Raw genomic sequence first — 13777 nt, 5'->3', positions numbered from 1 at the left:
TGCATGCATTTAAGTAGAACTCATCCCTATTTATGAAATGAGTTCTAGTAATGAGGGGCTGATGGCGGTTTGAAAAAAGTCCTGCCTTCTCATTGCGGTGAATCTGGAGACTTCTTCAAGCTCTCCAGCAAGAGTTGAAATTCTGGTGATTGGCGTAACACTTCACGTCCGGCTGTCTGCAACTGTTCGACATAATCGGGCGTAATGGTGAATGCGGTGGGAACTTGCAATAGCGTGCGACGCTGGCTGCTATCTTTGATGTCGCGCAGGCTCACGCTGATCAGGTGAAGTTCTGCGTCGGCAGAAAAGGGGCTGTCTTTGGTGCCACGATGTTCAATAATTTCACGTTTCCAGCGGGCGATATCGTCGTTCAGCATTGCCAGCGTGACTTTGGTGTCGCGTGAGCCTACGCCAAACAATAAGCCATCTGCCACTTGCCCCGTGGTCGGTATCTTGTCGTTCTGATCTAATCTTTCTGCCAGATCACGTTCTGAATTGATCGAAATTAACACCATGCGACGTATGGAGCCTGGCGCTGCCGTACGAAAGCTTTCCTGTACAGAGCCGTCAGCGATAATGCGATCCAGCAGCATTCTGATGCCCAGGTTATCTGTCAAGCCACCATCCACCAGATGAATATAAGGGCGCTCGCTGGCGTCTTTATAACTGTCTTCGTTGGCTTTCAATATGCGTGACCGATAGCTATTATCACGTTTGCGCCTGTTGTCTGCGGCACTTGCATCTGATTGCCGGGGGCAGTCATTTGCATAGTTTCGCAAGGTCATAGGGGTAAGAACAATCGGTACGGCAGAAGAAGAGGCAACGGCAAATGACAGCGGTACTTTGTCCAGATCAGAACAGATCAAGGCAAATTGCTCTTGTGTATATTCAAAAGCAGCGCCCGTGGTCAAATCAGTGGCCGTAACCAAAAGATCTGGTCCCCGCTGTTTCTTTTGCAAATCACCAAAGGTCTGGCCACGATAAAGATTGTTCAGGCGTTCATTCAAAATCTGGCTACGGCCATACCAGGGCGACGTCAGGTTGTATAACTGTCTGGGTGATACAACGGTTTTAAGCAGGTTGTTTTCGAAATTGGAAAGTAAAAACTCTGGTTCAAATCGGGTAAAGGTTTCATCCCCAAAAGCTGCATAATAGGTGGCAAGGATACTGCCGCCTGACACGCCACTGATCAGGTTGACGTTATCCAATATCGATGTCGGCTTACCTTCCCACGTAAAATTAGTGTCTTTTAATTCTCGCAGCACACCCAGACCAAAGGCTGCCGCACGTGCACCACCACCCGACAAGGTGACGGCAGCGACGATGGATTGTTGTTTGGCCAGTTGGTTTTCCCGCACAGAATTTGTCGCGACAGGCTTGGCCACCTCGTTATGCCACGGATGAACTGTCGAACAAGCGCTTAATTGTGTTATCAACAGCGTTGTCAATACGGTGGTCAGGGACTGTGTTATTTTCGGGAGCTGCATCATCATTAATTTAATGTGTTTTTGCAATTCTACTTCTTTTATCCAAATGTATTGAAACACATTCTGCTGCCAGATTGGGTCGACATGTTTTATTTCGCCAGACGGATCAAGCTGCGATGGTTGCGCCGGGAAATTTCTTTGGCTTTCCTTGTGCTGATCTGTTTGTGCACTTACTTCCAAACCTGCTTGTGTGAGGTTTATTGGCCTGCAAAATCGCCTGGGGCAACCGTACCAGCTACTGTGGCATCTTTGGGTGGAGCCGGATAAAGCCAGCAAAACACCAGCGTCGCCGCAGCCGCTCCCAGCAATTGGGCGATGATGAAGCCTGGCGCATCGGCGGGCCGTATGCCAGCAAAGGTATTGGTCGCTGCCCTGGCTAGCGTCACAGCCGGGTTGGCAAAAGATGTTGATGAGGTGAACCAGTAAGCAGCGGTGATATAGGCAGCCACCGCAAATGGCGTTACAGAAGGGCGGCTACGCGAACAGCCAATGATGACAGCGATCAAGCCAAAGGTCGCGACAAATTCACTCCACCATTGTGACATGCCGGTACGTACATGTTCTGATGCAAAGAACACCGGGTCTTCAAACATGCCATGGGCTGCAGCGACACCGACAAAGGCACCCAGCACTTGCACCAGGATATAGGGCAGCACTTCCTTGCCGGGCATATTCTTCAGAAAAGCTTCTGATAGCGTCACAACAGGGTTGAAATGCGCGCCCGATATCGTGCCAAACATCAAAATCAGGGCGATCAGACCAGCACCAGTGGCAATCGCATTCGCCAGCAGGGCGACAGCGACATTGCCGCCAGCAAGGCGTTCTGCCATGATGCCAGAACCCACCACCACGGCCAGCAAAAATGCCGTGCCCAGACCTTCAGAAACCAAACGTCGTGCAATAGTCATAGTCAGGTCGCCCCTATCTGGTCAAGCGTTTGCTTGAACTTTTGCTTGTCTTGCACCAGCGTGTCCAGCGGCAGTGCCAGGAAAGCCTCAATACGGGCTCGCAATATGCGGTAAGCAGTCATGAACGCGGCATCGATTTCTTCATCAGTGCCTGTCGCATGGGCAGGGTCTTCCACCCCCCAGTGCGTGCGCAACACTGACCCCAGATAAGCCGGGCAGGTTTCGCCCGCAGCACTGGCACAGACAGTAATGACGATATCCGGTGTCGCTGGCAAATTGTCCCATGACTTGCTGAAATAGCCTTCAGTCGAAATACCTTCGCGTGCCAGCAGTGCCAGCGAGCGTGGATGAACCTGACCCGTGGGTTTGCTACCCGCACTCATGGCTTTCCAGCCAGCAGGTGCCAGGTGATTGAATGTGGCTTCGCCAAGAATGGAACGGCAAGAATTGCCAGTACACAGAAATAAAACGTTCATGAGTCGTCTCAATAGTGAAGAAAGGGTAAATGCCGGTGTTTTTATTTAGTGGAGGCGCATTGCTGCGCCTGAACTGGTGTGCATGGATTGCCGCCACAGCAATTCTCAGTCAAAAATCCCAGCATCTGGTTCATCGTGGCGATATTCGCTGAATAGATGACAAACCGCCCAGCCTGGCGCGATTCCACCAAATCGGCATGCGACAACTCTTTCAGATGGAAAGACAGGGAAGACGGCGGTATGCCCAGTTGCTCGCTAATCTTGCTGGCCGCCATGCCTTCCGGGCCAACCTGTACCAGCAGGCGGAACACGGCCAGGCGCGATTCCTGCGCCAAGGCTGCCAATGCCAATAACACATCTTTTGTTTTCATGAATTTAATGAAGGTTTTTTGATTTAATTCTATATTTCAATAATAATGGAATTATAGAATTAAATCAAACTAACCACTTTGCGAGCAGAGGAACCGGCAGGATCGGAAAAATTGCGATCCTTGATTCATCAAATCAATACTCTCCTGGACGGATAAAAAATCAGACGGTCATGTGGACCGGTTCCGATATAACTTGCGGTTTCACAACCAGAAAGTGCGGGTATCGTCGTTTTCTAACATCCCTGGTGCTGATGGTACTGGCCGTTCTTGCGCCACTCGGCGGATGGTATTTTTTCAGCGCATATTGATTGACCAGATGATGTATATTTTGAAAATTGCCGACTGGAGAACTGTATGAAGATTTTGGATCCAAACACTCTCCATGAGCATTACAACGCACTTTTCAGAAATGGTGACCTTGAAGGGCTGGTCGATTTATACGACCCCAACGCCATCCTTTTTCGGCACCTGACAGGCAACTTAAGGGGCACGCGCAGATCCGGGGGCAAATGAAAGCGCTGCTCACTTTACAGGGGACATTGGAAGCGTCTCAATTGTCATGTATGGAGCAAGACGACCTGGCAATGCTGCATGCCACATGGAGCTTTAAGGGTAACGATGCGACAGGCAACAAAATAGATATTGGCGACATTTCTTCCAAGGTAGCCAGACGTGGGTCAGATGGGGCGTGGCGTTATGTCTTCGATTTGCCGTCCGTGCCTTCGTAAGTTCTGTAAATAAGACTGATGCAATTCATACAGCAATTTTCCAATTCACACATTTTGTGAGTTATATACGCAGCTGATCCCAGCCAAGTAATAGTGCAACTCGGTGCATGATCCACTTGCTCTCAGTTTCTGACGTCCACCCTGATTTTTGCAGACGCATATAATATTGAGAAAGAATGTCGGTATTTGAAATATGGGATCTTCTTTGGGCCCTGAATTCAAGTGATCTGGTTTTTAAATGTTGTACTAACTCTTCGCATTTTTGCCAACGATGAAATCGCTCTGAAGGAGCAGAGCCAGGTAAATAAAATTTACACTGATATTCAACTAGCGGTAGTTTCGACAGTTCTCCTGCAATTGCAGGTACCACTTCAGTGCATGGAAAATCGTCGGGTATCTGGTCAAATTTCTCGTTGTTGCTCATTTTCTAGCTTTCTTTGCTCATTACCATGGCAGACATCTTATCTATCACGTCAACTTCAGAAATCGAAACCACCGCGTCGAAGGCAGCTCGGAAATCTGAATGCAACAGTGATGTGTTCAGTTGTGTCATGCAAGCATGTAAAGGTACTGATTGTTCCCACCATTGGGCGCTCTGCTCAAAAATAGCGCTGGATGTTGCTAGATGTTGCGCGTTTCAAGTAAAAGAATTTTATAAAATAATATGTTTAAGATCGGCCCAAAAACGAAGTCCATACTTGAACCGAACCGCCTGCTAAATCAGCTTGATCTCGCCGATTCCGTTTCGCAGTTCAATGTGCGTGCCATATGCTGCTGACAATCGTTGCAAGCGAGTTAGTATTCTCCAGCCATCTTCAATCGACGCCAACCGCGGGATACCCCGGTCTGCATCCCGTTTTTCACTCCAATTCATCTCAATGGGATGGAGGAGAATTTCGGTGATGCATCCGTACTCGTTATATTTATTGACGGCTATAACACTCTCATACCAGACTTGCTCTTTAAAGACCCCATGCACGCGGCGATGTTCCATGAATTCTGCTTCGGTCATTGATCCTGGGACGACTTTGTCCTTATCGAACTCGTCTTTAGTAATTGGCTGTTGTGTATTCTCCATGAAGAAGAAATTGCCCAGGGAATAGTAGATTGGTTTTCCTTTGTAAATCTCAATGCCTCGCAATTGGTGAGGTCCATGGCCGACAAAGGCATCTGCCCCGTTATCAATGCTCTCTCTGGCGACTCTCTGCATGAAATCGGGAGGTGCCTCGCTGTAGTTGCCTGGTTCGTGGGTATGCATCGACACGATTGCAAAATCTGAGGTCTGTTTGCCCTGGCGAATGTTGAGACAAATTTCTTTCATGTCTCGCTCGTCGACGGTAAACGTAAAGTCAACATTCCCCTGGAAATTGGGGTTGGGTTTGTATTTTTTGTCGAATAGAGTAACGGTGCCATTTTTGGTATCCGCGGTCAGTATCGATTTCCTCATGGCCCCTTTGGGTAGAGCATCGCGGATACTTGCTAGTGTCGCAAGCTGTTCGGGTGAAACAAGTGCGTAGCGTGTAGTTCTTAATGAGTTGAGTCCTGGACGGCCAGGGATTTGCCCTAGAGGATCGACTGCCCGTGCGTTTTCTTCATACCGGGAGGCTAGCGCGACCAGGGCAATACGGCCAGCCGGGCTATTGAAAAATTTCGGAGCCCTCGCTTGGGCAAGTGTTTCACCTGTTCCTGCATGTACGATACCGGCCTCATCTAATAGCTTGGCCGTGTAGCGCATGCCTTCGACGCCCCAGTCCGTTGTATGATTGTTAGCAAGACTGACGCAGTCAAACCCCATCAATCTGATGTCTTTAGGCACCTGAGGTGTACTGATCAGCCAGGACCCGCCTGACAGTGCAGAAGGATAACCGCCAAATTTTTGCAAATCGATCGCGGTACCCTCAAAATTTCCGAAAGTGACATCGGCACTTTGAAGAATTTGTATGAGCTTGGGGGAATCTCTGCGCAGCTGCAAGTAAAGCTCATCCGAAAGAATCAGATCGCCGACTGCAACCATGGTGAACCCCTTCCGGACATTTGCAGTCATCCAGGAAGGAGATAAGTCGCCATCTTTGCTAGGGATAAAAGGGGATTGCGCTTGCATATTCGTATCCATTTTACTTCTCACTTGTGTTTCAATTTAAGCCTGTGCGGGCAGAGGCCAGGCTTATCGCATTGTACTTGTCAGCGTTTGGTCATTCTAACGTTCCCGGCCCTGGAGCTGCTTACAATCGTCGGCGATCAGGGCTCAATCATGTCCCAGCAACTGCGGGCGAGGCGCCCCATGGTGTTAAACACAGAGACATAACCCGGCATGCCATCAGGCATGTCTTTTGGAACCTGGTCGGTGTAGACAGTAATAATGAATAGTGGTTTTCCGTCCCGGAATACAATCCCGCCGTCCATTCTTCCGCGTTTGCCTGTGCCACCCTTATGCGCGACCTTGGCATCAGCCGGCAGCATGGATGCAATTTTATTGCGAAGCTTTTGCCAACTTAATACGTCAATTGCAAATGCACATTGCTCTGTCGTGCAGCCTAGCAACTGGGCTGTAGCGGTATCATGCGTTCCTTGCAAGATCAGATCGTATAGCAGCCCCTGGTCTTTCGCTGAAATAGAGGTAACCTCGTCGATTGGATGGTCTGCCGGCATGTCAGGATTTGGGATGGATGTCCGGTGAATGCTGTTCTTCATTCCTATCGATTGGCAAAAATCATTGATTTCAGCCAGGCTGATGCGTTCCATGACCATACGGGTACAGACGTTGTCACTAATGATGATCATCTGTACCAGCGCATCACGTAAGGTAATGGTGAATCCTGGTGTTAGAAATTTAAAGGTACCTGAAACAACACCTTCTCTCAGATTTTCTTGATATTTAATCGGGTCATCCAGGTTTAATTTTCCTTGATTCACCGCTTTGAGTACAGCCATCATGATGGATGTTTTACGTGTACTTCCTGATGGAAATGGGATGTCTCCGTTACGGTCAGCCTGCTCCCCGGTTAGCAGGTTTTTGACATACCACGCAGTAACATAAGGTTGTTCATCGCAAATTTCATTTAGTTTGTTGGCTAATTTTTCCATATCTTGGTTCCTATAACATGATTCAAAAATTCCCACTATTTCGACAAGCCATCACAATTCTCTACGTCAGCTGGATGGTGATGCTTACATTGAAGCGACACGCGTCATCAAATGGATTGGTTTAGTTGAAACGGCAGGCTGATCATTGAGGTGACATGCGGACCAATGTGCTGGCGCAATTTCGACCAGGTTCGGGCGTTCGATGTTACAGCGCTCCATCGCATGAGGGCATCGCGGATGAAATGTACAACCTGATGGTGGATTCAAGGGGCTCGGGAGCTCACCTTGTATGGGACGATGTTCTACAATCTTCGAGTCTAATCTTGGCGCGTCTGCGATCAGCGCGAGCGTGTACGGGTGATTGGCAGATGAAAAGATTGTTTTGGTGTCCGTCACTTCAACTATTTTTCCGAGGTACATAATTGCCACGCGGTCGGCGATGTATTCGACAACAGCCAGATTGTGGCTGATAAACAGGTAGGTCAACTCTTTCTGTTCTCGCAGATCCATGAAAAGGTTGAGAATTTGTGCCTGTACCGAGACGTCGAGTGCAGATACGGCTTCATCGCACACCACAAATTGGGGATTGAGGGAAAGTGCCCTTGCAATCGCGATCCTTTGCCGTTGACCACCAGAAAACTGATGCGGGTAGCGAGTGGCATAAGTAGTGTCCAGCCCGACTTGTTTCAGAAGGTCGGCGACAAAAGTATCGACATTCTTTTTATCGACTATGCCGTGGTACACCGCGGCCTCGCTAATGAGCTGGTCTATACGCTGCCGGGGATTGAGCGACGCATAAGGGTTTTGAAAAACCATTTGCGTATTCAGGTGGTTTACCACTCCCGACTCGCTTACTTCTTTTCCTTCAAATTTAATGGAGCCCGATGTTGGTGGCAGTAAACTCGCCACCATCCGGCCGACGGTCGATTTGCCGCATCCCGATTCTCCAACAAGGCCGAGTATTTCTCCTTTTTTGATCTGCAGGGAAACACCACTTACCGCATAAACTTTTTGGTGCGTATCTTTTGTCAGGCCCATAGCGGCGGCGCCACGGGATATCATGCTTCGTTTGAGGCTAAAGCTTTTACTTAAGTCTTGAGTTTCGAGTATGGTATTCATGGTTGGCTCAACGGGTTAAAGCACCGATATTCTCGGTTGTCAGAACTGATGACCGGTGGTACAGCATTGCACTCTTTAGTCGCATGCGCGCATCTTGGCGAAAACGCACAGCCTGACGGTAACGAGAACAGGGGAGGCGCCGACCCCGGGATGGAGTGAAGGCGTTTCCCTTTGCTCTCTGAGTGAGGCAGTGAATCAATCAAGCCTTTTGTGTAAGGATGTATGGGGCGATGGATGACATCGGCAACCGGGCCTCGTTCAATTACTTTACCGGCATACATCACGCACAATTCATCAGCCAAATCTTTTATAACGCTGATGTCATGAGTGATCCAGATGAGAGCAGTGCCGCTTTCCCTCACTAATTGTTTCATTTCATACAGAATTTGCGCCTGGATCGTCACGTCCAAGGCGGTGGTCGGTTCATCAGCAATAATGACATCTGGCTTATTGATGATGGCATTCGCGATGGCAACACGTTGGCGCATTCCACCCGACAGCTCATGGGGGTAGACTTTCATTCGCTCCCTGGGTGCAGGAATCCCAACACGCTTTAAGGCTTCATGCACCAATTCCTCAACCGCCTTGTTTCCCATTCTTTTGTGGATAGTCACGGTTTCGGCAAGCTGCGCGCCGATTTTCATCACCGGGTTGAGCGACATCATTGGGTCCTGGAAGACCATTGCGATTCTGTTCCCGCGTAGCTGGCCCCATTTCTTTGCGGAGATCTGCCGTATATCTTCACCGTTGAAAATGATTTCTCCGCTTGCAATCCGGCCAGGCGAATCTACCAAATTCATCAGTGAGTAGGCGGTGACCGATTTTCCAGATCCAGATTCGCCGACAATACCGAGAATTTTGCCGCGTTCAAGCTTAAATGACACATTATCTAAAGCCTTTAAAACGCCGGCACTAGTATGAAATTCTGTCACCAGATTTTTAACTTCGAGCAATGCCACAATGGTCTCCTTTAGGCTTCTAGTTTTGGATTGAGTACGATGCGTAACTGATCGCCAACCAAACTAATCGCTCCAACGAGTAGCACAAGTGCGATGCCGGGAAATACGCTAATCCAGTATTCGTTCGAAAGCATGTAATCGAATCCGTTTGAAATGAGCAGGCCTAGTGAGGGCTTGGTTTGAGGAAGGCCGATACCCAGGAAACTCATGGTCGCCTCCAGAGTAATGGCGTTCGCCATTTGATTCGTCGTTGTCACAATCAAGGGGGCCATGCAGTTTGGAAGGACATGTCTGAACATGATGCGGCTGGCCGGGAGCCCCTGGCCAAAGGCTGCCTCGATATATTCTTTGCCGCGCTCTACCATTGCAGAGCTACGAACATTTCGCGCGAAGGTAGCCCATTGCACAAGGATCAGCGCGAACAAGGTCTTGTCAACGCCTTGACCAAACACTGCGAGCAGCACCAAGGCAACAAGGATAGTGGGAATACTTAATTGAACATCCACCATGCGCATCAAAAATGCGTCGACTTTCCCTCCAAAGTAGGCGGAAACCAGACCAACACATGTCCCAATTGCCAAAGCAGCAAGTGCGCTGGCGATACCTATACCCAGACTGATTCTTAAGCCATACAGAATGGCACTTAATATGTCCCTGCCTGCACCATCCGTTCCCAATAGGTAGATCATTTTGTTGTCAGAACTTGACACACCTGGTGCCAGCTCCGCCTCGTTGATTGAAACTGATCCAAGGTCATAAGGGTTCTGTGGCGCGAGAAACGGTGCGGCCAGAGCGACGATGACAAGAAGAACCAGAAATGCCGCTGCGGCAGTTCCAACGCGGTTCTTCAAATATCTGCGCCATAACAGCCGCATCGGTGTCTCTGGTGGGGCAATCGAAGGTGGAATCTCTTCAGGCACTAAGGAGGAATTAGTAGTTTTCATTTTCAGTTTATGGCTTTCAGCTGCAACTGCTAGTTATCTATGAATCAGGTCTTTATTTTTTATTCAGGCCTTTAAATTGAAGCCTCTTATACGGATTTTGTCCGCAGGCGAGGGTCGAGCACGAGGTAGAGCATGTCGACAACGAAGTTGATAGCCACGTATAACAGCAGCACAACCATCAAGTACGCGACAACGACAGGTCTGTCGAGTTGAAGTACCGAGTCAATAATCAGTTTTCCCATGCCGGGCCACGCAAATATTGTTTCTGTTATCAATGAAAAGGCGATCAGATGCGCGAATTCCATGCCCATGACGGTCACAATAGGTATCAGTACGTTTGGCGCGATATGCCGGAACATCAAACGCATCGATCCTGCCCCTTTTGCACGGGCAAATCTTACGTATTCTTGCGTTGCGACTTCTCGGGTGCCAGCTTCGGTGAGACGCATGATGAGCGCCACGTTATGAAGTGCAAGTGTGAGTGCGGGGAGTAGCAGAAACTTGAGGCCTTGCAGATTAAGAAAACTTACTTCGACACCCAAAAAACTGGAGGTAGGGCCCCTTCCTCCAGATGGCAACCAGCCAAGGTTGACTGAAAAAACCAGGATGAGAATCAAACCAAGCCAAAACGCAGGGACAGTAACGCCGAGAATAGACAGGCCCATCGTTATCTTATGAAATTTGGTGCCCGGCCTAATGCCGGCCCACAGACCAAGTGGAATGCCGATGACGGCAGACAAGAACAGGGCCACCACCGCCAATTCCATTGTTGCCGGCATTCTTTCCAGGATCAGGCCGATTGCAGGTCGGTTGAATATGAATGAATTGCCCAAATCGCCGTGCAGCGCATTGACGACAAAATGCCAATACTGCTGATAGATGGGTAAGTCTAGCCCTAATGCATGGGCGGCACGGGCGATTTCTTCTGATGAGGCGTCGGGAGGGACAAGCAAATGAATTGGGTCGCCGACAACGTTGATCCCGACAAATGCAAGAACCGACATAATTGAAACCACCAGAGCGCTTTGTAGGGCGCGTTTTAACAACATTTCGAACATTGCATCTCCGCTTTTGAGTTCTTTCAACTAAGCACAATTGAGTTTTTGAATATGGTTTGACCCAAGGTTTTTTTGATGCTTCTTAAATAGTGAGTGATATTTAAAAATGCCTTTGGTTCGATAGATAATACACCATCTCATTCAGTGGAACAATAATTCCCGAATTTGTTTAGTCATTTTTCCGACAATCTCGATCAAATTACTTGCAGTCGCCCATAATTAGGGAGTTTTTTGGGACAACTTCCTCGTAGCTTGCTACTTATGCAGCATATTAAAATCCAGGGAACGTGAATATTATTTATATCAATAAATTGGGGAAGCGACGCGAAGATGAATAACCCAATTTGATGTTCATGGTGCTCCCCCAATTTTTAAAGAATTAAATTACTCGTTTTCCGATTCAGCTTTGCGACTTGGTGTGTCTCTGCGTTTGGGAATAATAGGCAGTGTTACGTGTGAAGGGCGATTTTTATCAAAGTAGATATGATTGGTAGCAACTAACGTTTTGGTTGCGCAGCCTTCCGGTTCGCCAGTATTGGGATTGCAATCGAATTTTGGGAAATTGCTGCTTGAAATATCGATCCTGATGCGATGGCCTTTTTTGAATAAATTACTCGTAGGAAAAGCGTCTATCTGGATTTTATAAACGGTGCCTGACGACATTAGTTCCGGGTTCTCCCACGATTCACGATAACGTACGCGCAATATTCCATCAGTGAGGTTCATGGCATATCCATTCGGATAGTCTTTGCTTGAAGGGTAAACATCAATCAGCTTGAAGGTAAAATCTGTATCTACACAATCAGAAGAGATCCACAGTGTTGCACTAAGGTCTCCAGTGACCTCGATATCGTCGTCAAGGGGCTGGGTCTGAAAAACAAGTACGTCTTCGCGTTCACTTAATGCCTTATAAGGCTCTACTGCGGCGAAGACCGTCGGACCTTCCCTTTGATCATATGCGCCACCAAACATGAGCGGCTGGCCAGATGTCACTGCACCACCTATTGTGGGAACCGGACTGGTGGGGTCATATTTATAAGATAGACTATTTTCTGATTCGTCGGGCTGTAAAAGCGATAAGTGTTCTTCTGCACCAAGGTAGTAATGAGTGAGGCGAGTGTCAGGGATTGGCCATTCAAGCTCGCTTCGCCATGCGCCGCCGTGATCCAGTCTGCCTGCATTATTGCGGCACCCGCTACCGCCACCCATGACAAATATTGTCACAGGGGGAAGGGGAGATTGTGCACTTGGGTCTTGTTTCAACCATTTGTCGAACCATCGTAAGCGCAGCTCCAGGAAACTTGGGGCCAGGCTTTCATCCAGAATGGCAGCAGTACCGAAGTCCACATCACCTGAGTAAGAGATGCTGCGATTACCATGTGTCCACGGACCAAGTATCAGACATACCGGCCCCTTTTTGTACTTTGTCAGCCCGGCATAGTTGGCGCATGCTGTCCTTGGATAAGGATCGTACCAGGACGACATATGCACCATTGCCGCTTCAGGGAAGGACTGATGATAGCCTTCCGCGTATAAGCCGACTTGCTTCCAATAGTTGTCGAACGAACCGTGCCGCCATTGATCGAACAGATAGGATTCATAGTCAGGGGCGAGGCTCAGTGGCGAATATCCTGGTTTCCAATCCGTTGTGTGCCGGAACCACTCCGCGATATCGACTTTGCTTAATTGGGTAAATTTCTCTTTGTCGGCGCGTATTGCCGGGCTTTCCAGTGCCTGCCTGAGTGCCCAGGTTGCCTGCTTCATTTCAAATGCGCCGCCCTGGCGGATTCCTCCTTGAAATGCATTTGAAAATCCACCTGAATCCAAAAACATGGCGACAACACCTGGCGCATTGAGGCTAGCCAATGCTGCCTGAGTGTGTGCTGCATACGATAAACCAATGGTTCCAATTTTGCCGTTACTCCAGGGGCGCGCAACTATCCATGCACAGGTGTCATAACCATCTTCGCCATCGCTCGTATATTTGACAAAATATCCCTGTGACCGGTAGCGGCCCCGGCAATCCTGGTAAATGACAATATAACCTTGGCGAACGAAGAATTCGGCAACTTCATCGCGCGACAGAGTTGCCTCGCTTTGTGCAGTGCGTTCACTGCGACTAGGCAAGTGCTTACCGTAGGGAGTGCGTTCCAGAATAACAGGAAATTGCTGTTTTTCAGAATTGATGTATGTGGCTGGAAAATAAATGTCTGTTGCCAGTAAAACACCATCACGCATTGGAATCATGGCATCCCGTACAACCGAACAATTATCGCGACGTGAGATTGATCCGCCTGGCGGTAGCGTTTTTTGCTCCATGAGTGACATAACAAGATTTGGTCTTTTTAAATGATTGATAGATCGCATAGAAATACTCATTGGTTTGGTGTAAAACTCGCCAATATCAAGATTTTTGAATGTGGCGATCCCTTGCTGATCTGAAATCAGCTTGGCTTTAGCTATGTGTTTTTAAAACGTGTCCACTAAATCTGTTGGACGAAAGGCATCTAAGAAATGAGATGAATGCAATGAATGCCGATTTATTATTGGCAACTGCGGAGGTAGCGAAGTGACACAAATCTCATCGCATTCAACATGAGATGAGATTTTCTGAATTCGCTAGTTTCTTTAATACAAAACGAA

General features: G+C 48.4%; 13 protein-coding genes. 1 reads left to right on the top strand and 12 read right to left on the bottom strand.

Annotated elements, in window-relative coordinates; genetic code table 11:
* Nucleotides 1-89 precede the first annotated feature (89 nt).
* From AC1RVX_RS07540 to AC1RVX_RS07525, 4 genes are all read right to left on the bottom strand, one after another.
* Nucleotides 90-1385: a patatin-like phospholipase family protein gene (locus AC1RVX_RS07540; RefSeq protein WP_493215949.1), complete on the bottom strand. Its 1296-nt coding sequence runs from the start codon at nucleotides 1383-1385 to the stop codon at nucleotides 90-92.
* A gap of 299 nt (nucleotides 1386-1684) precedes the next feature.
* Entirely contained in the window at nucleotides 1685-2395 is a 711-nt protein-coding gene (locus AC1RVX_RS07535) for an MIP/aquaporin family protein (protein WP_493215948.1), read from the bottom strand.
* Nucleotides 2396-2397: 2 nt separating this feature from the next.
* Nucleotides 2398-2871: an arsenate reductase ArsC gene (locus tag AC1RVX_RS07530; RefSeq protein WP_493215947.1), complete on the bottom strand. Its 474-nt coding sequence runs from the start codon at nucleotides 2869-2871 to the stop codon at nucleotides 2398-2400.
* A gap of 41 nt (nucleotides 2872-2912) precedes the next feature.
* Nucleotides 2913-3242 carry an ArsR/SmtB family transcription factor gene (locus AC1RVX_RS07525; RefSeq protein WP_493215946.1) on the bottom strand — a complete coding sequence of 110 codons (330 nt, stop codon included), beginning with the start codon at nucleotides 3240-3242 and terminating at the stop codon, nucleotides 2913-2915.
* Between the two features lie 509 nt (nucleotides 3243-3751).
* Here AC1RVX_RS07525 and AC1RVX_RS07520 point away from each other — a divergent pair.
* Nucleotides 3752-3970: a Cif family virulence factor gene (locus tag AC1RVX_RS07520; RefSeq protein ID WP_493215945.1), complete on the top strand. Its 219-nt coding sequence runs from the start codon at nucleotides 3752-3754 to the stop codon at nucleotides 3968-3970.
* Between the two features lie 61 nt (nucleotides 3971-4031).
* Here AC1RVX_RS07520 and AC1RVX_RS07515 read toward each other — a convergent pair whose 3' ends face one another.
* The 8 genes from AC1RVX_RS07515 to AC1RVX_RS07480 all read right to left on the bottom strand — a co-directional run bounded on the left by AC1RVX_RS07515 (nucleotide 4032) and on the right by AC1RVX_RS07480 (nucleotide 13501).
* A complete protein-coding gene (locus AC1RVX_RS07515; protein WP_493215944.1) occupies nucleotides 4032-4394 on the bottom strand; it encodes a hypothetical protein in 363 nt (120 codons plus the stop codon).
* A gap of 291 nt (nucleotides 4395-4685) precedes the next feature.
* Nucleotides 4686-6071, bottom strand: coding sequence for a CapA family protein (locus AC1RVX_RS07510; protein ID WP_493215943.1), 1386 nt, complete (start codon nucleotides 6069-6071; stop codon nucleotides 4686-4688).
* A 137-nt stretch (nucleotides 6072-6208) separates the two neighbouring features.
* On the bottom strand, nucleotides 6209-7054 hold the full coding sequence (locus tag AC1RVX_RS07505) for a serine hydrolase (protein WP_493215942.1): 846 nt from the start codon (nucleotides 7052-7054) through the stop codon (nucleotides 6209-6211).
* Nucleotides 7055-7138: 84 nt separating this feature from the next.
* Nucleotides 7139-8173: an ABC transporter ATP-binding protein gene (locus AC1RVX_RS07500; protein WP_493215941.1), complete on the bottom strand. Its 1035-nt coding sequence runs from the start codon at nucleotides 8171-8173 to the stop codon at nucleotides 7139-7141.
* Complete coding sequence (locus AC1RVX_RS07495; protein WP_493215940.1) at nucleotides 8170-9132, bottom strand: ABC transporter ATP-binding protein; 963 nt, start codon at nucleotides 9130-9132, stop codon at nucleotides 8170-8172. Before AC1RVX_RS07495 ends, AC1RVX_RS07500 begins: the two co-directional genes overlap by 4 nt.
* An 11-nt stretch (nucleotides 9133-9143) precedes the next feature.
* A complete protein-coding gene (locus AC1RVX_RS07490) occupies nucleotides 9144-10076 on the bottom strand; it encodes an ABC transporter permease (protein WP_493215939.1) in 933 nt (310 codons plus the stop codon).
* Between the two features lie 86 nt (nucleotides 10077-10162).
* Nucleotides 10163-11134: an ABC transporter permease gene (locus AC1RVX_RS07485; protein WP_493215938.1), complete on the bottom strand. Its 972-nt coding sequence runs from the start codon at nucleotides 11132-11134 to the stop codon at nucleotides 10163-10165.
* Between the two features lie 384 nt (nucleotides 11135-11518).
* On the bottom strand, nucleotides 11519-13501 hold the full coding sequence (locus AC1RVX_RS07480; protein ID WP_493215937.1) for a CocE/NonD family hydrolase: 1983 nt from the start codon (nucleotides 13499-13501) through the stop codon (nucleotides 11519-11521).
* Nucleotides 13502-13777: the final 276 nt, after the last annotated feature.

This window comes from Undibacterium sp. GW821-FHT11B02, from assembly GCF_058808955.1.
Note: the sequence above shows the minus strand (reverse complement) of the source record. Positions and strands in the feature narration are given on the sequence as shown.